Raw genomic sequence first — 21,681 nt, 5'->3', positions numbered from 1 at the left:
TTTTTGTACTCATGGTTTTTATGTTTTGGGTCCTTGGCGATATTGCCTTGAACAGTTATTATTTCTGTTATTAAATTCTATTTATTTAATTGTTTATTGATCTCTTAAAGTCTTCGTCGGATTGGCTATCGCTGCTTTAAAGGCCTGTGAACTGATGGTCAATAGGGCAATGGTAATAGCTGTCAGACCACTGATGATAAAAATGGTCCAGGAAATATCGATATGATGTGCATAATTAGTTAGCCATTTGCTCATGATCATCCACGCAATAGGAAAGGCAATGATACATGATATTGCTACAAGAATGACAAATTCACGGTTGAGCATTTGAATAAGTCCCGAAACAGAGGCTCCCAAGACTTTACGGATGCTGATTTCTTTTGCGCGTTGCTCTGTTGCAAAGGCGGCTAAACCAAATAGACCTAAGCAGGATATAATGATGGACATCAGTGCAAATACACTGGATAGTTGCTGTACAAAAAGCTCAGCTTTAAACTTACTATTGAAACTATCATCTAAAAATTTATAGTCAAAAGGGAAGCCAGGGTTATTTTTGACGATGACCTTCTCGATTTGTTGAATGGTATCTGGTAAATCTACTCCAGCCTTTGTCCTAATGGTCATGATGCCATTATCTCTATTCATTGGTAGAAATAGCATCGGCTCAGGATCGGCATACACATTGTTATAAACGAAGTTCTTGACGACACCGGCGATGGTGAACTTTTCCTCACCGTAACTGATTGTCTTACCGGCTACAAGGCCATCTTTTTTGATCAGTTTTGCAAATGCTTCATTGATGATAACCGAGGTGGTGTCACCTACAAAATTTTGATGGAAGTTTCTGCCGTCAAAAAGCTTTAGATCCAAAGCAGGAATAAGACCCTCGTCAGAACGTAACATGCCAATCAAAATACTGGCATTTGGATCTTTTCCATCCCAGCTAAAACCCGACGTATTGGAGTTGATATTGAGGATACTCATGTCACTGACACCGACTTCTTGCACAACTCCTGTTGCCAATAATTGATTTTTAATCAGTGGGAGATGTTTGGCCATATCACCTTGTAGTGCTGTTGTTAATACCTGACTCTTATCAAATCCGAGATCCCTGTTCTTGTTGTGCTGAATCTGTTGGTAGATGATAATGGTACAGATAATTAACACAACTGAGGCTGTATATTGTAGGATGACCAACCCTTTACGGATGAGACTTCCGCTACCGGCCTTCTGTTTTGCCCCTTTGATCGTTGAAAGCGGCTTGAATGCCGAAAGGAAAAATGCGGGATAGCTACCTGCAAATAATCCACATGCTAAGGTTATTGTCGTTAAAAATAGCAGGTGTGAGGGGGCTAAAAGATTAACCTCAAGATCCTGGCCTATCATGCTGTTGAACGGCCCGATGAAGATATAGATTAGTAATATAGCAACAAGAGAGGAAATAATTGCCAAAACAAGGGATTCTCCCAAGAATTGCATAATGAGCGATTTGCGACTTGCACCAACCACTTTGCGCATACCCACTTCTTTTGCTCTTTTTTCTGATCTTGCTGTTGCGAGATTCATAAAATTTATGCAGGCAATTAATAGAACAACCCAAGCGATAAAGGTAAATAGACGTATATTCTTAATACCACCTTCTTTTTCAATACCACTGTTATCAAACTGATTGTAGGTAATCCAACGTTCCATCGGATAGAGAAAATTCTGTGAGAAAGTGACTTCACCATTGGTTTTGTGTTTGACGAAATCCATCATCTGCTTGTTAATCTGATTGACGTTGGCATTATCTTCGACCTGCACTAGCGTTTGAACACTATTGTTCCCCCAATTTTTTAGAAAATCCTGACCTGCTTCAAATTTTTTGAAAGGGATGAGCCATTGAAAATCATAGCTGCTATTTTTGGGGAGGTCCTTGATTACCCCCGTAATAATAAATGGCTCACTATTGTTTGTTTTGACGGTTTTTCCCAAGGCAGGACGGCTGCCAAATAATTTCTTCGCTGCAGTTTCTGATAATACAATGTTATTGACTTGATCAAAGGCAGTCTTTCGATCACCTTCAAGAAATGCAAGGGATAGCATATCAGCGATGCTTCCATCGGCATATACACCATTTTGAAATATATTATTGTCTCCGACGGAAAACAGCATTGGCGAATTCCAGCTTATGCGTACTGCATGCTTGATGCCTGGGATTTCTTTCGCGATGCTTTGGGCAAAAGGTCCTGGGGTAGATTCAAAAACATAGGTAGCTCCATCATAAGTCTGTTTTGATTTGACAATGTAGATATCCTTTTTGTTGGCGAAATTATCGTTGAAATTCAACTGATTTTCAACCCATAAAAAAATCAACGATGCCGCAGCGATTCCGACCGCCAATCCGAAAATATTAAGAAAGCTGTAACCTTTGGTTTTCCAAAGGTTGCGAAGTGCGGTTTTAATAAAGTTTTTAATCATAATTATGGTCGTATGATAAAAGTGATGTTACTTTTTAATATTTAGCTCTTGCACCTTATCGTAGGTCTCATAGCTCGATACGATAACCTTATCTCCAGGTTGTAGACCTTTGATGACTTCATAATATTCGGGATTCTGTCTTCCAAGTTGGATATCTACACGATATGCTGTGCTTCCATTTTTATCCAATTTGAAGATCCAGTTACCGCCGGTCTGTTGATAGAATCCTCCTTTTGCCAGTAATAATGCTTTTGTCTCGTCACTTAACGCTAGACGTATTTGCAAAGTTTGTCCACGACGGATCCCTTTGGGAACATCATTGATAAATTCCATGTCAACTTGGAAACGACCATTGGTAACTTGTGTATACACTTTTTTAATACGGAGTTTGTAGGTTTTATCGCCGATAGCAAACTCTCCCTGTAAATCAGGGAAAATTCGGTTGATATAGTGTTCATCAATATCAGCGCGAACTTTAAACCCGGTTAAAACGTCGATTTGTCCCAATCGTTCACCTGCATTTTTGTTTTGTCCAATTTCTGCATCGAAGGAAGTCAACTGTCCATCAACGGGTGCCCTAACAATTAAGTCACCAATTTTTCTTTTCATCAGTTCCAATGCGCTCTGCGTACGTTGGTAGGTTTGTTTGTCCTGATTAGTTTTTTGCGCATTAGAGATCTCGTCCTGTTTTAGAATCTGTTTGGTCAAGTTGACCCGCTCTTTTTGATAGTTATATTCGTTCTTTGATTTTTCGAACTCTTGTGTTCCAATGGCTTTTTCAGCAAGTAATTTTTTATTGAGGTTATAGACACGTTCTGCTTCTCTATAGGCTTGTTCCACATCAGCCATTTGGTTGCGGTTGTTAATAGAAGCTTGTTGTGCATTGGTTTGGGCAATCTGGGACTGTGTCAATAGATTTAACACTTGCGTTTCCTGTTGTACTAAAGTAAGCTCCTGATCGGTATTGGAAAGACGCATGATTGCATCCCCTTTGTTTAAGATAGCCCCGTCTTCTACAAATTTTTCTTCTACGCGTCCGCCAACAGAAGCATCGAGGTATATACTACTAATAGGAAGCACGGTGCCATTTATCGGTATAAATTCTTGAAAGTTTCCATTTTTTATTTCGACAATAGAGATGCGGTCAGCTTCAACATTCAGTTTGCTTTTGCCGGAGGTAAAATAGAAGCTGGCGCTGATCAATCCAACTAAGCCAGCAACCCCCACAATAGTCATGATACGTTTGCTATTCCACTTCTTCTTTTCTAAAGGTCTGTCCATAATTTAATATCAATTTTGTATGTAACTATGAAAGCTGTGCCAATAATGTAATCTATTGATTGATATATACTTATTTTGTCTAGTTTTAAGTTAGGTGTTCGATAGCGGACACTTCTTGTACGAAGGCGTACAACGGCCTCTTTTTTGTCGATGGTGCTAACTGAAACGGTTTGAGCAAAAAACAAATCTAACTACAGGTTGTGTTTAATTGAGTAAAATTTCATCCGATGATTTTCTCGCTCGATTTGATCAAAAGATGCAATATTTTCAATGATATTATTGCGTTTTGAAACCAATTTTAGTATCGCACATTCCCACCCGAGTCATACCATATTCGGACTTTGTTCGATGCTTGTTCGGTACTTATTCGGTGTTCCTTCGGAGCTTGTTCGGTTGTAACCGAATAAACTCCGAGAAAGTACCGATTGATATCCGTAGAATAAACGAGTAAAAGGCGAACTTGATATCCATCATGTACCTATTGATACGCTTGTGAATTTTGATTGTCCAACTACGCACACCGACTGTTCATTAACGAACATTTTTCAAAATTCACTTTTTATATCATTTTGATATTTAGTGCTTTATTTGTTTGGCATGGGGATGGTCAGCAACAAAATAAAAAATGGATATGAAGAGAGTCTATATATATACTACATTATGCTTTTTATTGAGTTATGCCAAGACCGAGGCGCAGCAGACTGAGCGGCGGCCACCAGAAAAAGTGACGCAAACAACAACGATAATAAGCACTGACGATAAGCAAATTTCCAAACGGAGTTTAGCTGAATGTATACAGTTGGCTATAAAGGCCAATCCAACCTTATTACAGAATGAACTCGATGTGAAGCGTGCGGAGGTGAATTTAGCCCAGGCTAAAGCGAATAGATTGCCCGATGTAGATGCAAGCCTACAGCATAGTCTGACATCTGGAAGATCTCAGGATAATTCGACCCTTCAATATATTTCATCAAACAATTCGACAGGGAATTTTTCTTTAGGCGCAAGCCTGCCCATATTTAGAGGGTTTCGCTTATTTCACGATATACGGATGCGCGCCGACGCGAAGACCGCCGGTAAATTGACTTTTGATACACAGATTAATGCCTTAAAACTGGATGTTATTACTGCTTATATTCAAAGTTTAACTGCTCAGGATATATTGCGGCAATCGGAAATGCAGACTGAAGTAACCCGAGAACAGGTCAGACGTGCGGAGAGTATGCATAAGGAAGGTGCAATTAATCCTGGAGATTACTTTGATTTAAAAGGACAACTGGCAAATGATGTCAATACGATTGAAAATAATCGTCAGTTACTATATAGTAGTCGTGTGAAGCTTGCAGCCTTACTCAATATGGATGAAAATCAATTGGGCCAATTGGAGAATCTTGGAATAAAAGAGAGCGGGCAACGACTGGACGCGAAACAGCTCTATGAAATGGCTATTGATCAATTGCCCGATATACAGGCACTGAACTATCGGATCAAAGTGGCGGAGCGGGATATTAAGATTGCGAAATCATACTATTATCCATCCTTGAGTCTGAGCGCCGGTTTAGGCTCAAATTATTCGAAATTGGGGATTCAAGGGACGTATTGGTCACAACTGCGTAATAACGTAGGAAAGTATATATCGCTCAATCTTTCTGTTCCGATTTTTAATCATTTGCAAGTTTATAACAACGTGCGCTTGGCAAAATTAGATCTGCAGACGGCTAGATTTCAAAAAGAGATCCAGCAAAATGTTTTGCGGTCGGCGACCTCCAATGCTGTTTTTAACTTGCAGAATGCAAGTAACATGATTACACAATTGCGTAGTCAAAATGAAAACTACGCGGAATCTTTTCGTATTGCCAAGGTAGTTTTCGAATTGGGAAACAGTAATTCAGTGATTTTTTTGACGGCGAAAAATAAATTCGACAACAGCCAGATTCAGTTGGTCGTCAAGCAGTATGAATGGCTACTGCAAAAATATATCAATGATTATTATGCAGGCTCGTTGAATTTATAGTTATCTTAGTATCTTCATATTTTAGCAGACATGGAAAAATCACATAGCGTTTGGCAAGTTCTTTAATTCCATTAAAATAAAGAAAATCATAATTTAAAAAGATGAAAAAAGCATCAATTTTAGTGGTTGACGATGATCAGGACTTACTAACGGCAGCGAGAATCTTGCTTAAACCTAAAGTCAGCCATATTCAGGTCGAGCCTAATCCGGAGAATCTTATCGCACATTTGGAGAAGATACCTTATGATCTGGTGCTTTTAGATATGAATTTTAAAAGTACGATTAATACCGGCAATGAGGGATTATACTGGTTGTCGCGGATCAAAGAAAAGTTTCCACAGGTACATGTCATTATGATAACCGCTTATGGAGCTGTTGATCTCGCTGTAAAATCGCTGAAACAAGGAGCATCAGATTTTGTGGTGAAACCTTGGGAAAATGAGCAACTATTGACAACGATCGAAAGCGCGCTTGCCGAATCAAAAAATAAAGAAAAGAAAAGTAAAAATTCCTTGCTCAGTAGTGTGAGCAGTCCTGATTTGATTGGTAATTCCATTGTGATGGACGAACTGCAATATAAATTAGAGAAAATTGCACCTACAGATGCCAATATATTAATATTAGGTGAAAATGGGACCGGGAAAGACCTGATTGCTCAAGCCATTCAGCGAAGATCACTGCGTTCCGATCGGACTTATGTTAAGGTTGATGTCGGGGCGCTGACAGAATCATTGTTTGAAAGCGAGCTTTTTGGCTATAAGAAGGGCGCATTTACGGATGCACGTGAAGACCGTCAAGGGCGGTTCGAAGCGGCGAATGGCGGGACATTGTTCCTCGATGAAATTGGCAATATCTCTTTGCAGCAACAAGCTAAACTGTTAACTGTACTGCAGAATAGACAAGTGACGCCGTTGGGTTCCTATCAACCAATATCGGTGGATATACGCTTGATCTCCGCAACCAATGTTCCATTGAAACAACTTGCAGATGAAAGCCGTTTTCGAAAAGACTTAATTTATCGGATCAATACCGTTGAAATTCAGGTACCGCCCTTGCGTGAACGAGGAGAGGATATCAAGTTATTGGCTGATCATTTTCTCGATATCTATTCAAAAAAATACAATAAAAGGATTGAAGGTTTTGAGTCGGATGCGGTTAAGAAGATGACCGCATACCATTTCCCAGGAAATGTACGCGAACTACAATACAGTATTGAGCGCGCTGTTATTATGGCCGACCAGCTTAGTATCGCTGGTAACGATCTTTTTTTCTCGCCAATTGAACAGCCAATGGAGAGCCGTATCGTTGAATCTAGTCCTGGCAGTCAAAATTTAGAAGAACTTGAACGGAAAGCGATCAAATCAGCGATTGAGCGTTATAATGGTAATATTAGTAAAGCAGCGAAAGAATTGGGGCTTACGAGGGCGGCACTTTATAGACGCTTGGAAAAATATGATATTTAGTCGATGCGGCACGGAAAAATTCTAAATGCGATTAAGATTGTAGTACTGCTGATCGCGGCTCTTCTAAGTGCTTATCTGTTACTAAAGCGCGAATATGTGCAGGCTGCCTTGATCTTTTGCGTCATGCTTTATCTCGGTTTTAATTTATATGCACAATATAATTTTTTAGCGCGTCAATTGATTGAATTTTCTGAAGCCGTCAAATATCGTGATTTTACAAGACGTTTCTTGGTGAAAAATACCCAATCTGTGGAAGGAAAGCTTTTCCTTGCTTTTAATCAGATTAACGAAACCTATAAAGATATCAGCATCAAACAGGAAATTCAGCATCAGTACTTGGATCGTGTAATCAATATGTTGAATTCTGCGATCATCTTCTATGAAAGGGATAGTGGAAAGGTGATGTGGGTCAATGATGCATTTAAACAACTATTCCATTTACCACATCTCGGAAACATCGCAGGGCTGAAGAAAAAAAACACCGATCTTTATGAAAAAACCATGTTACTTGAAAACGGACAGCAGCAGATGGAGTCCGTTCAGTCAAGTAAAGGAAAAATAAAGCTATTGATTCAGAGCTCAAGCTTTGAGACACAGGATGCTTTGTTTCGCATTGTGGTATACCAAAATATCAATGAAGCAATTGATGAGACCGAGACAAAGGCATGGCACAAGTTATTACGTGTACTGACACATGAAATCATGAATTCCATCGCTCCAATCAGCTCACTTGCTGAAACCTTAAACGGTCGTTTGGACCATTTTAAAGGGGCGGAAGATATTGATGATCTAAAAACAGGTATTTCCACCATCAAACGCCGTAGCGAAGGACTTTTACATTTTGCGAAGAGTTATCGTATGATCAATAAGGTCGATCAGCCTCAGCTAGCGCCTATTCAAATTTCCCAGTTATTTGAACATATCTATCAGCTGCTTGAACCAACCTTGATCCAAAAAAATATTGATGTTGATATTATTCTGAAAAATACACGGCTAATCTTATCTGCCGATGTTAATTTGATCGAGCAGGTTATTATCAACTTAATGTTGAATGCAATAGATGCGGTTAAAAATAGGGAAGACGCCTATATTAGTTTATCTGCTCTTGAAGTAGACGGCAAGGTGCAGATTCGGATTGAAGATAACGGGGCAGGGATTCCTGCCGATCTTCAGGAACAGATTTTTACGCCATTTTTTACAACAAAGAAAACGGGTACAGGTGTGGGTTTGACTTTAAGTAAGCAGATTATGCTGTTGCATAAGGGGACCATTTTTCTGAACAGCGCCGAAGGGCAGGGGAGTGTTTTTGTACTCCAGTTTTAGTACTTTTTATCTAGTGCCAAAATTCTTTTTTGGGTTGAGCAGTCCTGCCGATTGTCTAAATAAACCGTGATGTTCCATGTGAAAAATCATAAAATTTAGCGATGTTTGCAGCGAAATGAACTATCGGCTAAAGTATTGGCGGCATTATTTTTTATCCCATAGTCGCCATGGGACCCATTCGCCTTTTGTGTATAAATTGGTTGATGAAGTAATCTATCGGAAAGAACTTATTGACAACATATCGGCATTACCTGACCCGATACGGAAAGCAAATAAAGTGGAGCAGAAGAAATACGCATTGGTCAATAGGTTATTAAAAGCATTTATCTACGATCAATTTAGTTATTGGGCCAACGAGCCTCAGGATGGCTACGCAAATCTTCTGCAACAGCAATGTGGGCGTTATGCTTATCGGCATATCTATTACATTGATCGGGATAATCTTGAATTGAATTTTTTGAACGATATCCAGGACCGCGATATGTTAATTATAAACGAACCACATCGGTCGGAGAGCAGGGAGGCCTACTGGGATGAGATCAAAAAAGATGAGCGGGTTGTGGTGACGATTGATTTGTACCGCATGGGTTTGGTTTTCTTTCGGAAGGAGCAGCGCAAGGAGAATTTTCTGATAAGATTTTAGGCTGTTTTGCGTCTATTATTTTGACAAACATTTGAACTATAATCATCGTGTTCTTTAGGCGACTGAACTAATTTTAAAACCTGACGCGATTGGAAAGTAGAATGGATAAGAACAGGTGAGTGATCCGGTAATAATAAAAAAGAGCATTGATAATATCTAAGTTATCGATGCTCTTTTTTCATTAAAAAGCTTCACTTAAGGATAAATAGAATCCCGATTGTCGCTTTTCTCCAGGTCGTTGTTCGCCAAAGGAATAATCGAAGCGAATACTGCTGTTGTGCTCCAGACTAAAGAAGTAACGTAAGCCACCGCCATAGCTTGCAACATATCGACTGCTATTTTCTTTAGAGAAGGTGGATCCTAGTCCTGAAAAACCAACGATACCAAAGCGTGGATGAAAGCGGTAACGCAATTCAGCCTGTGAGGCAAGATAATTCTTGTCGCGATAACGTCCGAGGTAATAACCGCGCATCATCATATCTCCACCGAGCTCACGGTAATTGTAAAATGGGACGGTTTTTCCAAATGTGGAACGAAAGATTCCTTGTAGGGCCAGTGTGACTTGGTTGTGCAGGGGAATAAAGCCACGGAGATCCACATCGAGGTTTGCCCCTGTAAAATCAGCACTGGTCCATAATTTGGGAGCATAGGCCAAGCGTAATTTGGCATAATAACCTTTTGTGGTATAAGATACGTTGTTCCTATTATCAAATAATTGCGATACCCCGATCAGGAGTTGTTGTCCGCCATCTTTTCCAATAAGATCGGAATGATTGAAGATGCGATCGGCGCTGTCGCTGCGAATGGTGAAGTTGTCGTATTGAATGTTGATGCCCGAATAGAGGTTGTTGCTGATTTTTTTCTCAGCTTCGAGTTTGACGCGAAATAATTTTTGATCGATACGTTCTTCATCTATTTTCCAAGTGTCCATACCCAAGCCATAATAGTTAAACGGCCAGTTTCGGTAACGTATTTCACTGATCAAATGGTAGTCGTTGTTTTTAGTCCAAAAATCTGTCTGCAGTTTAAAGTTCGATTGGCTGTTGGATGTGAAAGTTCCCATAGCCATGACCGTGGAGGTACGTATTTTGGGATCAGATTTGTCCAGATAAAAATTATAGGTGCTGGCCAGGCCATATTCCACACCTGTTTCCTGCGCATAACCAATTGCCGGCAAAACCATAAAACTGCCGGAACGCGTGGAATCTCTTTCGGAAGAAAGAAATTTTTTACTCAATTTTTGAATAATATTTTGAGCTTTCAATTCACCTGATCCCATCAAAAGTACCGTGACAAGTGTCGAGTATGGGATAAGTTTAGAAAGTGATTGCGGTAAAATTTGCATGCCCAAAGATAGTATATTAGGTAAATAACCAAAACAGGCAAATAAGCAAAGAAAAATTATTGTGCTGCATATCAGTGTCATTGATAAAAAGTGTGGTTTTTTTTTGATAATTATTTTTGTAAAGTGAGTTTTGTGTCTATCTTTGCATCAGCAAACAAGGGAACAACGGTTCAAAACAACGAAAGTTTGCTTAGTTCTTTAAATGAAAAAAAATAAAAAATAAACTTGCAGAAATCAAAAGTAAATTCGATATTTGCACTCGCTGAAAAGGTAGAAATGCTTGATCAGACGTTGATAGAATGTAAGTTTTAAAAAAGATATTAGAAGCCTCTTTAGCTCAGCTGGTAGAGCAACTGACTTGTAATCAGTAGGTCATTGGTTCGATTCCGATAAGAGGCTCTAAATGTAACGAAAGTTACAGGTCTGGAGGGGTTCCAGAGCGGTCAAATGGGACGGACTGTAAATCCGTTGCTTCGGCTTCGAAGGTTCGAATCCTTCTCCCTCCACACTTTTTTTTAATTAGATGATTAGATTATTCTAATTTCTGATTGTTAAGCGGAAGTAGCTCAGTTGGTAGAGCGATAGCCTTCCAAGCTATAGGTCGCGAGTTCGAACCTCGTCTTCCGCTCAAATTTTTCAAGTATTAAATTTAGTCTCTATCTTCTTTGATAATAATGTATCTAAAGGTGGGGGCATTAATACGTAAATAAGGTTTTTTAGTAAGCCGAAGTAGCTCAGGGGTAGAGCACTTCCTTGGTAAGGAAGAGGTCGTGGGTTCAAATCCCATCTTTGGCTCGTACTTGTGTAAAAGTTAAGCAAGAGTATATAACAAATAGAAATAATTTATAATTACTAATTCGCATAAACATGGCAAAAGAGAAATTTGACCGTAGTAAACCACACTTAAACATTGGTACTATCGGTCACGTTGACCACGGTAAAACTACAACTACAGCTGCTATCACTAAAGTATTGGCTGATAAAGGTTTGTCAGAAGCTCGTTCATTTGATTCAATTGACTCTGCTCCTGAAGAAAAAGAGCGTGGTATCACAATCAATACTGCACACGTAGAATATTCTACAGCTAACCGTCACTATGCACACGTTGACTGTCCAGGTCACGCTGACTACGTTAAGAACATGGTAACTGGTGCTGCTCAAATGGACGGTGCTATCATCGTAGTTGCTGCGACTGATGGTCCTATGCCTCAAACTCGTGAGCACATCTTGTTGGCTCGCCAAGTAGGTGTTCCTGCGTTAGTAGTATTCATGAACAAAACTGACTTAGTTGATGATCCTGAGTTGTTAGACTTAGTTGAAATGGAAGTTCGTGAGTTATTATCATTCTACGAATTCCCTGGTGATGATATCCCTGTAATCAAAGGTTCTGCTTTAGGTGCATTGAATGGTGAGCCTGAGTGGGTTGAGAAAATCATGGAATTAATGGATGCTGTAGATAACTACATTCCAATTCCTCCACGTTTGACAGACTTACCTTTCTTGATGCCAGTAGAGGACGTATTCTCGATCACAGGTCGTGGTACAGTTGCTACAGGTCGTATCGAAAGAGGTGTAATTAACTCTGGTGATCCAGTTGAGATCTTAGGTATGGGTGCTGAGAACTTGAAATCTACAGTAACAGGTGTTGAGATGTTCCGTAAAATCTTAGATTACGGTGAGGCTGGTGATAACGTAGGTTTATTGTTACGTGGTATTGAGAAAACTGATATCAAACGTGGTATGGTTATCTGTAAACCAGGTTCAGTAACTCCTCACGATCATTTCAAAGCAGAGGTTTACGTATTGTCAAAAGCTGAAGGTGGTCGTCACACTCCATTCTTCAACAAATACCGTCCTCAATTCTATTTCCGTACAACTGACGTAACTGGAGAGATCTCTTTACCAGAAGGTACTGAAATGGTTATGCCAGGTGATAACGTTACAATCAGCGTGAAATTAATTTCTGCGATTGCAATGGAAAAAGGTCTACGGTTCGCTATCCGTGAAGGTGGTCGTACAGTAGGTGCTGGTCAGGTAACTGAAATTATCTAGTCTTAAATTAAGATTTAGAATCAAATAAGATAAGCTAATCGACTCAGGTTGATTAGCTTATTTTTTCGATAAGCGATTTATCGGATTAGAATAAAAAAAAGTGAAAAAAGATTTGCAGAAAGGGGTTTAAAACACTATATTTGCATCACAAAATAAGAAATACACGGGCATAGTTTAAAGGTAGAACGAAGGTCTCCAAAACCTTTGGTCTGGGTTCGAGTCCTGGTGCCCGTGCTTATAAAAACAGATAAACTAAAATGGCAAAAGTACTTGATTTTTTTAAAGACTCTTATGTAGAGATCACTGAGAAAGTGACTTGGCCTACATGGTCTCAGTTACAAAGTTCAGCTGTTATTGTACTTGTTGCTTCTCTTCTTATTGCATTGGTCGTCTTTGTAATGGATAAAGCTTCAAGTGTAGGGTTAGAATTCTTGTACGGTATTGCTTCTTAATTTTTCAATCGTATTTATTTATGGCAGATCAAGGTTTAAAGTGGTACGTAGTTCGTGCTGTAAGTGGTAAAGAAAAGAAAGTAAAGCAATATATTGATGCCGAGGTTAGCCGTTTAGGTATTGAACACTTGATTCCTCAAGTGTTGATTCCAATGGAAAAATACTACTTGATGCGCGATGGTAAGAAAGTTGCTAAAGAGCGTAACTATTATCCTGGTTATGTATTATTAGAAGCCGCACTTGATGGTGAGTTAGAGCACGTGATTAAAAATATCAATAGTGTAATTGGTTTCTTGGGCGATAAAGCTGGTAACGCTGTCCCTTTACGCCAAGCAGAGGTAAATCGTATCCTGGGTAAGGTGGATGAAATGGCAGAGCAAGGTGAAACCATTAATGTTCCTTATTACGTGGGTGAAACAGTCAAAGTGAATGATGGTCCTTTCAATGGATTTACCGGAGAAATCGAAGAAGTCCACGAAGATAAAAAGAAATTAATCGTGATGGTGAAAGTCTTCGGTCGTAAGACGCCACTTGAACTAAACTACATGCAAGTAGAAAAAGAGTAAAATTAGTAATTAACGATAGAGAAAAGCTTTTCATGAAAATTGGAAGGCTTTTTTTGTATCTTACTGCCGATGAAAAAGTCAGTAATTTATCTATTTCTATTGTTATACTTCTTTACATTGATAAGCTGTACAAGTGTAGCGAAGTATAATCGATTTATTCAGACTCCACTGTCCGTCAAAGCTATGCTGCAGGATATCAACTATGTTGAGCGTAACTTATGGAAAATGCATCCGGACCTTTTTTTGTATATAGGGGAAGATCAATTAAAGACTAAGTTTGATAGCCTCCGTTCTACGATCCGTCATCCCTTACTGCCCAACCAGTTTCAGCTGGCATTAGCAGCTGTTCTGTCTCAAGTTCGGCAGGGACATATGACCTTAAGCCCACTTATTTCCAAATTTGACCCGAAAGGTAAGGATAAAGTACGTTACCAAAAAAGTAAGGGCCCCTTCTCACAATTGGGATTTCATTGGCAAGAAAATACATTGTATCTTTCAAAAAATGGAACGGCAGATTCAACGCTGATTGTCGGTTCAAAAATTCTAGCTATTGAAGGGATACAGCCACAAAATTTGTACACAAAATATCGCCCAACCTTTACCTCGGATGGGTATAATACAACATTTATAGATCAGGCTTTTGAACGTTTATTACCGCGGTATTACCAATTGGAATTGGGGTATCGAGATTCTATTGCTGTGGTGTTTTCTCGTGCTGATAGTACGTATGAGCGGTTTGTTGTCAGAAGATTTGAAGCACCTGAACAGAAGGGAAAGGTCGGAACAAGCCGTGCGGCTAAGGAAAAACCGAATAAAAAGCCTTCGGAAAAGAGCGATAAGCCAATAGAAAAGAAGTCCGATACGAAAAAGCAGCGCAAGATATTCGGCTATAATACCAATCTAAAAAGAATGAGCAAACAGCTCTCTTTCCCTGCCAAAGGCGATAGCAGTATTGCTTTATTGAAGGTGGTCGATTTTTCCTATGGGCGTCCAAAAGAAGCCTATAGAAGGATTTTTGATCGACTGGAGCTTAATTCGGTTCAATACCTGATCTTGGATCTTCGTGGCAATCTGGGCGGACGTTTGTCCGATGTTCGTGAACTATATAGCTATCTTGTAAAAGCGGATAAATTCCAGTTTGTTCAGCCGGCAGTGATCAGCTCAAAGTTCAACTTGCCGTTTTATCAGGTAAAAGGATTGCCAGGCTGGTCTTATCCCGTTTTATCACCATTTATTATACCAAGTGCTGTAGTATCTTGGGCAAAGACGTTTTCCAAAGATGGGATAAATTATACCCATCTTACGGGAAGCAAAATTGAAAAATCAAAGGCGAATCGCTATCGCGGTGATTTATTTGTATTGATCGATGGCGGGACTTTTTCTGCAGCGAGTTTGATTGCTACAAATCTGAAAGTTGGGAAACGTGCTGTTTTCTTTGGTGAAGAGACTGGCGGGGCTGCTAGTGGTACTGTTGCAGGAGTTCTTCCTGTACTGAAACTGCCAAACTCCCATTTAAGGTGGCGCTTTGGCTTAATGGACGTGAAGCCTTATTATCATGTAAGCGAAGCTGGACGGGGTGTTATGCCGGATGTTTCCATTGTACGAAATGTTGATGATGTATTCAAAGGGAAAGATCCGGTATTGGATAAGGTGTTGAAGATTATTAAAAGGCAGTAGAGCTGATGTGACTTCGTTAAAACCGATTTTTTTAGCCTTAATTTTTAGAAAAGTGCTAAGATTATTTTTTTGTAATAGGATGTCGGATCTAGGTAGGGATAAAAAAAACATAAATTCCTGAAAAATTAAAAGTTAGATACTTGCAGGATTCAAATCTTCTTATTAACTTTGCACCTCGGTTGGGGTGTTACGTCCTGGCCGATGAATGTTACGTTATTTGCTTCCAACTTACTAACAGACATTTAACAAAATTAAATTCAAAACAAAATGGCAAAAGAAGTCAGTGCGTTAGTAAAATTACAAGTTAAGGGCGGAGCTGCGAATCCTTCACCTCCAGTAGGACCTGCATTGGGTGCTAAAGGTGTGAATATCATGGATTTCTGTAAGCAGTTTAACGCTCGTACGCAAGACAAACCAGGTCAAGTATTGCCTGTTGTCATTACAGTTTACGCTGATAAATCATTTGATTTTATCATCAAGACTCCACCGGTAGCGGTTCAGTTGAAAGACGCTGCTAAATTAAAAAGTGGATCTGGCGAGCCTAACCGTAAAAAAGTTGCGGCTATCACTTGGGAACAAGTTGAGACCATCGCTAAAGATAAAATGCCTGATTTAAATGCATTTACTGTAGAGTCTGCTATGAAAATGGTAGCGGGTACAGCACGTAGTATGGGTATTACCGTGTCAGGTAATGCTCCTTGGAACAATTAATTAAGAAATCAATTTAAGAAAAGTGGCTAGATTAACAAAAAATCAAAAAGCGGCACTATCCAAAATTGAAGCTGGTAAAGCATACTCTTTGAAAGAAGCTTCGGCTTTAGTTAAAGAAATCTCATTGACCAAATTTGATGCTTCTGTGGATATCGACGTTCGTTTGGGCGTAGATCCTCGTAAAGCAAATCAAATGGTTCGTGGTATTGCAACATTACCTCACGGTACTGGTAAAACTGTTCGTGTTTTAGTTTTATGTACTCCTGATAAGGAAGAAGAAGCTAAAGCGGCAGGTGCAGACTACGTAGGTTTAGATGATTACATCAGCAAAATTGAAGGTGGTTGGACTGACGTTGATATCATTATTACTATGCCTAGTGTTATGGCTAAAGTTGGTAAATTGGGTCGTATTTTAGGTCCAAGAAACTTGATGCCTAACCCTAAAACTGGTACAGTTACAACAGAAGTTGGTAAAGCTGTAACAGATGTAAAAGGTGGTAAGATCGATTTCAAAGTTGACAAAACCGGTATCATCCATACTTCTATTGGTAAAGCGTCGTTCGATGCAGATAAGATATATGATAACGCACTAGAGGTATTACAAACTCTAGCTCGTTTGAAACCATCTGCAGCTAAAGGAACTTACTTTAAAAGTATTCACATTTCCTCAACTATGAGTCCTGGTATTCATATTGAGACTAAATCAGTAGCAGGTATTTAATCATGAGAAAAGAAGAAAAACAAGAAATTGTTCAAGCTTTGGCCGAACAGATTAAATCTTACGGTAACTTCTACATTACCGATACTGCTGAGTTGTCCGTTGAAAAAGTGAATAACATTCGTCGTAAATGTTTTGAACAAGGCATCGAGATTAAAGCTGTAAAAAACACTTTAATCAAGAAAGCATTAATCGAAGCTGGTGTTGATGAAGAAGATATTTTTGGAACGCTTAAAGGTGCGTCTACAATGATGTTTTCAGAAGTCGCTAATGCGCCTGCGAAATTAATCAAAGAATTGCGTAAAACTAATGAAAAACCGTTGTTAAAAGCGGCTTTCATTGAAGCAACAGCATTCGTTGGAGATAATCAATTAACTGCATTAGTTAATCTTAAATCCAAAAACGAGCTTATTGCGGACGTTATCGCAGCCTTGGAATCTCCTGCGAAAAATGTTATTTCAGCTCTTCAATCAGGAGGAAATACGGTTGCAGGTTTAGTAAAAGCTTTAGAAGAAAGAGGTTAACGAGTCCTCTAGAACAGAAACATTCGTTACAATTTAATTAACAATTTTTATAAAGTACATTCAAAAATTCAAAATAAAATGGCAGATTTAAAACAACTTGCTGAACAGTTAGTTAACTTAACAGTAAAAGAAGTTAAAGAATTAGCTGATATCTTAAAAGACGAGTATGGCATCGAGCCTGCTGCTGCTGCTGTTGCTGTAGCTGCTGCTCCAGCTGAAGGTGGTGCTGCTGCTGCAGAAGAGAAAACTTCATTTGACGTTATCTTGAAAGAAGCTGGTGGTCAAAAATTAGCTGTAGTTAAATTGGTTAAAGATTTAGCTGGATTAGGCTTGAAAGAAGCTAAAGATTTAGTTGACGGAGCACCTAAAGAATTAAAAGCTGGTGTATCTAAAGACGAAGCAGAAGCTTTGAAAAAACAATTAGAAGAAGCTGGTGCTGTTGTTGAGATTAAATAATCTCAACTAATTAGCCCGAAAAGGTTTAGACTCTGACGATTTTTCGTCAGAGTCTATTCCTATTTATATCAATACGCCACTATGCTGTGTATATGCTGGGCACAGTGGACACGTGGTTTACAGCATAAGTGTAAGCGCAGTTTTTTTAAAACTAAAATTCATATTCCCTTGGCAAACAATAATATTCAACAAGAAAGAATAAACTTTGCAACAAGTAAGAAAGTATTGGAATATCCAGATTTCTTAGATGTGCAATTGGAATCTTTCAAGGAGTTTTTTCAATTAGAAACTACTTCTGACAACCGCCATCAGGAAGGGCTGTTCAAGGTATTCTCGGAAAACTTCCCTATTTCTGATTCAAGAAACATTTTTGTGCTAGAGTTTTTGGATTATTTCATTGATCCACCACGTTATGATATCCAAGAGTGTATCGAGCGCGGCTTGACTTATAGCGTTCCTTTAAAGGCTAAGTTAAAGTTATCTTGTAATGATGAAGAACACGAAGATTTCGAAACTATTGTTCAGGATGTATATCTAGGGACTATCCCTTATATGACTCCTAAAGGTACTTTCGTGGTAAATGGTGCAGAGCGTGTTATCGTATCGCAATTACACCGTTCACCAGGCGTTTTCTTTGGTCAAAGTAGACACACAAATGGTACTAAACTTTATTCTGCAAGGGTAATTCCTTTCAAAGGATCTTGGATCGAATTTGCGACTGACGTTAACAATGTCATGTATGCTTATATCGACCGTAAAAAGAAATTCCCAGTTACTACCTTATTGCGTGCTATCGGATACGATTCGGATAAAGATATCTTGGAATTGTTCGATTTGGCGGATGAAGTAAAAGTTAGTAAATCTGGTCTTAAAAAATATGTTGGTCGCCGTCTTGCGGCTAGGGTATTGAAAAAATGGGTAGAAGATTTCGTGGATGAAGATACTGGTGAAGTAGTATCCATCGACCGTAATGAAATTATCCTTGAGCGTGAAACTGTTCTAGAAGATGATCACATTGATTTTATTATCGAAGCTGGCGTTAAGTCTATTATCTTAGCGAAAGACGATGAGTCTAACAATGCTGACTATTCTATTATATATAACACTTTACAAAAAGATACGTCCAACTCGGAGAAAGAGGCGGTAGAACATATCTATCGTCAATTACGTAACGCTGAACCACCAGATGAGGAAACTGCGCGTGGTATCATCGACCGTTTATTCTTCTCTGACAAGCGTTATGATTTGGGCGATGTAGGTCGTTACCGTATCAACCGTAAGTTGAAGTTGGATACTCCGGAGGATACGAAAGTATTAACCCGTGAGGATATCATTGCAATTGTAAAGTATTTGATCAATTTGATCAACTCTAAAGCAGAGGTTGATGATATTGACCACTTGTCGAACCGTCGTGTACGTACTGTAGGCGAACAATTATATGCGCAGTTTGGTGTTGGTCTATCTCGTATGGCTCGTACAATCCGTGAGCGTATGAACATTCGTGATAATGAAGTGTTTACGCCGACTGATTTGATTAATGCACGTACACTTTCGTCCGTAATCAATTCGTTCTTCGGTACAAACCAGTTATCTCAGTTCATGGACCAAACTAACCCTCTTGCTGAAATTACGCACAAGCGTCGTTTGTCAGCCTTAGGTCCAGGTGGTCTTTCTCGTGAGCGTGCGGGTTTCGAGGTTCGTGACGTTCACTATACACACTACGGTCGTCTTTGTACAATTGAAACTCCAGAGGGTCCAAACATCGGTTTGATCTCCTCATTGGCTGTACATGCGAAAATTAACCACTTAGGATTTATCGAGACTCCTTACCGTAAGGTAAAAGATGGGGTTGTTGTGGTTGACGAGCCAGTCGTATATTTATCTGCTGAGGATGAAGATGGTAAAACAATCGCACAAGCGAATGCTTTGTATGATGACAAAGGTAATTTCGAAGATGCGAAAGTGAAAGCCAGATATGAGGGTGACTTCCCAATTATCGAGCCTAATATGCTCGATTATATGGACGTTGCTCCTAATCAAATTACATCTATTGCGGCTTCGTTGATTCCTTTCTTGGAACATGATGATGCCAACCGTGCTTTGATGGGATCAAACATGCAACGTCAGGCTGTGCCTGTATTGCGTCCACAAGCGCCTATCGTAGGTACTGGTCTCGAGGGGCGTGTGGCAAAAGATTCACGTACGTTGGTCAATGCTGAGGGGCACGGGGTAGTGGAGTATGTAGATGCTGATGAAATTAAGATCCGTTATGACAGAAACGACGATGATCGTCTTGTATCATTTGATGATGATGTCAAAACGTATAAATTGATCAAGTTCAAGAAAACCAACCAAAATACATGTATGAACTTGAAGCCTATCGTTAAGAAAGGTCAACGAGTTGAACCAGGACAGGTATTGTGTGAAGGTTATGCAACTGAAAATGGTGAATTGGCATTGGGCCGTAACTTAAAAGTGGCATTCATGCCTTGGCAAGGATATAACTTTGAGGATGCGATTGTAATTTCTGAGCGTGTAGCGAAAGAAGATTGGTTTACTTCTCTTCACATTGAAGAATTCGAACTTGAAGTTCGTGATACAAAACGTGGCGAAGAAGAGTTAACGGCTGATATTCCTAACGTATCTGAAGAAGCGACAAAAGACTTGGACGAAAACGGTATTATCCGTATTGGTGCTGAAGTTGGTGGCGGTGATATCTTAATTGGTAAAATTACACCTAAAGGTGAGTCTGATCCTTCTCCAGAAGAGAAATTATTACGTGCAATCTTTGGTGACAAAGCTGGTGATGTGAAAGATGCTTCATTGAAAACTCCGCCTTCATTAAAAGGTGTTGTTATCGATACGAAGTTATTCTCGCGTGCGAAGAAAATGTCTAAAGAGGTTGAACGTAAGACGTTAGAGAAACTTGAAGTTGCTCACGATAGAGCTGTTAAATCGTTGAAAGAACGTTTGGTGGAAAAATTATTCACGATAGTGAATGGTAAAACAAGCCAAGGTGTTTACAACGTATATAAAGAGTTGTTGGTGGCTAAAGGTGCTAAGTTTACACAGAAAATCTTGGCTGAATTAGATTACAACAACATCAACCCGATGGGATGGACAACTGACGAAGATAAAAATGAGTTGATCAAAATGGCCCTTCATAATTATAACATTAAGATTAATGAAGAGCTTGGTTCGTTCAAACGTGATAAATTTGCAGTATCTGTCGGTGATGAGCTTCCATCAGGAATTGTGCAGATGGCTAAAGTTTACGTTGCTAAAAAACGTAAGTTGAAAGTAGGGGATAAGATGGCCGGTCGTCACGGTAACAAAGGTATCGTTGCACGTATCGTACGTGATGAGGATATGCCTTTCTTGGAAGATGGCACACCAGTTGATATCGTGTTGAACCCACTAGGGGTACCTTCACGGATGAACTTGGGACAGATCTACGAAACCGTATTGGGTTGGGCAGGTCAGAAATTAGGGGTGAAATTTGCTACACCTATCTTTGACGGTGCTGAAATGGATCAAGTACAGGATTGGGTTGCGAAAGCTGGTTTACCAAAATCTGGACGTACATATTTGTATAACGGATTGACGGGTGACCGTTTCGATCAACCAACGACAGTGGGTGTAATCTACATGTTGAAATTAGGTCACATGGTGGATGATAAAATGCACGCACGTTCAATCGGTCCGTACTCATTGATCACGCAACAACCTCTTGGTGGTAAAGCACAATTCGGTGGTCAACGTTTCGGTGAGATGGAGGTTTGGGCATTGGAAGCTTTCGGTGCATCTAACATCCTTCAAGAAATCTTGACTGTGAAATCGGATGACGTGGTTGGTCGTGCCAAAACGTACGAGGCTATCGTAAAAGGTAACAACCTTCCGACACCATCGGTACCAGAATCGTTCAACGTATTGGTACATGAGTTACGTGGATTGGGTCTAGATATCACATTGGATTAATTAAGCAAATAGGGCTTT

General features: G+C 39.5%; 16 protein-coding genes and 5 tRNA genes. 18 read left to right on the top strand and 3 right to left on the bottom strand.

Annotated features, from left to right (window positions below; translation table 11 throughout):
• Positions 1-93 precede the first annotated feature (93 nt).
• Together QE382_RS20385 and QE382_RS20380 are read right to left on the bottom strand one after the other, a co-directional pair.
• On the bottom strand, positions 94-2,460 hold the full coding sequence (locus QE382_RS20385) for an ABC transporter permease (protein WP_307187527.1): 2,367 nt from the start codon (positions 2,458-2,460) through the stop codon (positions 94-96).
• 27 nt (positions 2,461-2,487) lie between these two features.
• On the bottom strand, positions 2,488-3,741 hold the full coding sequence (locus QE382_RS20380) for an efflux RND transporter periplasmic adaptor subunit (RefSeq protein WP_293956500.1): 1,254 nt from the start codon (positions 3,739-3,741) through the stop codon (positions 2,488-2,490).
• A 631-nt stretch (positions 3,742-4,372) separates the two neighbouring features.
• Here QE382_RS20380 and QE382_RS20375 point away from each other — a divergent pair.
• From QE382_RS20375 to QE382_RS20360, 4 genes are all read left to right on the top strand, one after another.
• A complete protein-coding gene (locus QE382_RS20375; protein WP_307187526.1) occupies positions 4,373-5,755 on the top strand; it encodes a TolC family protein in 1,383 nt (460 codons plus the stop codon).
• 101 nt (positions 5,756-5,856) lie between these two features.
• Complete coding sequence (locus tag QE382_RS20370) at positions 5,857-7,218, top strand: sigma-54-dependent transcriptional regulator (protein ID WP_307187525.1); 1,362 nt, start codon at positions 5,857-5,859, stop codon at positions 7,216-7,218.
• 3 nt (positions 7,219-7,221) lie between these two features.
• The gene (locus QE382_RS20365; protein ID WP_307187524.1) at positions 7,222-8,541 is read left to right on the top strand and encodes a sensor histidine kinase; all 1,320 of its coding nucleotides are present in this window, start codon (positions 7,222-7,224) and stop codon (positions 8,539-8,541) included.
• A gap of 115 nt (positions 8,542-8,656) precedes the next feature.
• Positions 8,657-9,184, top strand: coding sequence for a hypothetical protein (locus tag QE382_RS20360; protein ID WP_307187523.1), 528 nt, complete (start codon positions 8,657-8,659; stop codon positions 9,182-9,184).
• Between the two features lie 181 nt (positions 9,185-9,365).
• Here the strand turns inward: QE382_RS20360 and QE382_RS20355 are convergent, their stop codons facing one another.
• The gene (locus QE382_RS20355) at positions 9,366-10,529 is read right to left on the bottom strand and encodes a BamA/TamA family outer membrane protein (RefSeq protein ID WP_307187522.1); all 1,164 of its coding nucleotides are present in this window, start codon (positions 10,527-10,529) and stop codon (positions 9,366-9,368) included.
• A gap of 326 nt (positions 10,530-10,855) precedes the next feature.
• Here QE382_RS20355 and QE382_RS20350 point away from each other — a divergent pair.
• The 14 genes from QE382_RS20350 to rpoB all read left to right on the top strand — a co-directional run bounded on the left by QE382_RS20350 (position 10,856) and on the right by rpoB (position 21,663).
• A tRNA-Thr gene (locus QE382_RS20350) sits at positions 10,856-10,928 on the top strand.
• Between the two features lie 26 nt (positions 10,929-10,954).
• Positions 10,955-11,035, top strand: a tRNA-Tyr gene (locus QE382_RS20345).
• A gap of 49 nt (positions 11,036-11,084) precedes the next feature.
• Positions 11,085-11,157 (top strand) — tRNA-Gly (locus tag QE382_RS20340).
• A gap of 95 nt (positions 11,158-11,252) precedes the next feature.
• Positions 11,253-11,324 (top strand) — tRNA-Thr (locus QE382_RS20335).
• 72 nt (positions 11,325-11,396) lie between these two features.
• Entirely contained in the window at positions 11,397-12,581 is a 1,185-nt protein-coding gene (gene tuf / locus QE382_RS20330; protein ID WP_075991174.1) for an elongation factor Tu, read from the top strand.
• Between the two features lie 163 nt (positions 12,582-12,744).
• A tRNA-Trp gene (locus tag QE382_RS20325) sits at positions 12,745-12,815 on the top strand.
• Between the two features lie 23 nt (positions 12,816-12,838).
• On the top strand, positions 12,839-13,033 hold the full coding sequence (secE, locus tag QE382_RS20320) for a preprotein translocase subunit SecE (RefSeq protein ID WP_028072657.1): 195 nt from the start codon (positions 12,839-12,841) through the stop codon (positions 13,031-13,033).
• Between the two features lie 20 nt (positions 13,034-13,053).
• Positions 13,054-13,599: a transcription termination/antitermination protein NusG gene (gene nusG / locus QE382_RS20315; RefSeq protein ID WP_209582306.1), complete on the top strand. Its 546-nt coding sequence runs from the start codon at positions 13,054-13,056 to the stop codon at positions 13,597-13,599.
• 69 nt (positions 13,600-13,668) lie between these two features.
• Complete coding sequence (locus QE382_RS20310; protein WP_307187521.1) at positions 13,669-15,276, top strand: S41 family peptidase; 1,608 nt, start codon at positions 13,669-13,671, stop codon at positions 15,274-15,276.
• Between the two features lie 267 nt (positions 15,277-15,543).
• Positions 15,544-15,987: a 50S ribosomal protein L11 gene (gene rplK, locus QE382_RS20305; RefSeq protein ID WP_209582311.1), complete on the top strand. Its 444-nt coding sequence runs from the start codon at positions 15,544-15,546 to the stop codon at positions 15,985-15,987.
• Positions 15,988-16,009: 22 nt separating this feature from the next.
• On the top strand, positions 16,010-16,708 hold the full coding sequence (gene rplA, locus QE382_RS20300; protein WP_046672240.1) for a 50S ribosomal protein L1: 699 nt from the start codon (positions 16,010-16,012) through the stop codon (positions 16,706-16,708).
• A gap of 2 nt (positions 16,709-16,710) precedes the next feature.
• On the top strand, positions 16,711-17,229 hold the full coding sequence (gene rplJ, locus QE382_RS20295) for a 50S ribosomal protein L10 (RefSeq protein ID WP_294184174.1): 519 nt from the start codon (positions 16,711-16,713) through the stop codon (positions 17,227-17,229).
• Between the two features lie 78 nt (positions 17,230-17,307).
• The gene (gene rplL, locus QE382_RS20290; protein WP_002992785.1) at positions 17,308-17,685 is read left to right on the top strand and encodes a 50S ribosomal protein L7/L12; all 378 of its coding nucleotides are present in this window, start codon (positions 17,308-17,310) and stop codon (positions 17,683-17,685) included.
• Positions 17,686-17,853: 168 nt separating this feature from the next.
• Positions 17,854-21,663: a DNA-directed RNA polymerase subunit beta gene (gene rpoB, locus QE382_RS20285; RefSeq protein ID WP_307187519.1), complete on the top strand. Its 3,810-nt coding sequence runs from the start codon at positions 17,854-17,856 to the stop codon at positions 21,661-21,663.
• Positions 21,664-21,681 lie beyond the last annotated feature (18 nt).

Origin of the sequence: Sphingobacterium zeae (assembly GCF_030818895.1) — a bacterium.
GTDB lineage: Bacteria > Bacteroidota > Bacteroidia > Sphingobacteriales > Sphingobacteriaceae > Sphingobacterium > Sphingobacterium zeae.
The sequence above is the reverse complement of the archived record's forward strand: the minus strand, read 5'-3'. Positions and strand labels throughout refer to the sequence as shown.

Bases quoted from the DNA above. Each gene is read 5' to 3' on its own strand.
- rplJ (WP_294184174.1), top strand. From the start codon at position 16,711: ATGAGAAAAGAAGAAAAACAAGAAATTGTTCAAGCTTTGGCCGAACAG.
- QE382_RS20385 (WP_307187527.1), bottom strand. From the start codon at position 2,460: ATGATTAAAAACTTTATTAAAACCGCACTTCGCAACCTTTGGAAAACC.
- rplL (WP_002992785.1), top strand. From the start codon at position 17,308: ATGGCAGATTTAAAACAACTTGCTGAACAGTTAGTTAACTTAACAGTA.
- QE382_RS20355 (WP_307187522.1), bottom strand. From the start codon at position 10,529: ATGCAAATTTTACCGCAATCACTTTCTAAACTTATCCCATACTCGACA.
- tuf (WP_075991174.1), top strand. From the start codon at position 11,397: ATGGCAAAAGAGAAATTTGACCGTAGTAAACCACACTTAAACATTGGT.
- QE382_RS20360 (WP_307187523.1), top strand. From the start codon at position 8,657: ATGAACTATCGGCTAAAGTATTGGCGGCATTATTTTTTATCCCATAGT.
- QE382_RS20370 (WP_307187525.1), top strand. From the start codon at position 5,857: ATGAAAAAAGCATCAATTTTAGTGGTTGACGATGATCAGGACTTACTA.
- rplK (WP_209582311.1), top strand. From the start codon at position 15,544: ATGGCAAAAGAAGTCAGTGCGTTAGTAAAATTACAAGTTAAGGGCGGA.
- QE382_RS20365 (WP_307187524.1), top strand. From the start codon at position 7,222: ATGCGGCACGGAAAAATTCTAAATGCGATTAAGATTGTAGTACTGCTG.
- QE382_RS20310 (WP_307187521.1), top strand. From the start codon at position 13,669: ATGAAAAAGTCAGTAATTTATCTATTTCTATTGTTATACTTCTTTACA.
- secE (WP_028072657.1), top strand. From the start codon at position 12,839: ATGGCAAAAGTACTTGATTTTTTTAAAGACTCTTATGTAGAGATCACT.
- QE382_RS20375 (WP_307187526.1), top strand. From the start codon at position 4,373: ATGAAGAGAGTCTATATATATACTACATTATGCTTTTTATTGAGTTAT.
- nusG (WP_209582306.1), top strand. From the start codon at position 13,054: ATGGCAGATCAAGGTTTAAAGTGGTACGTAGTTCGTGCTGTAAGTGGT.
- QE382_RS20380 (WP_293956500.1), bottom strand. From the start codon at position 3,741: ATGGACAGACCTTTAGAAAAGAAGAAGTGGAATAGCAAACGTATCATG.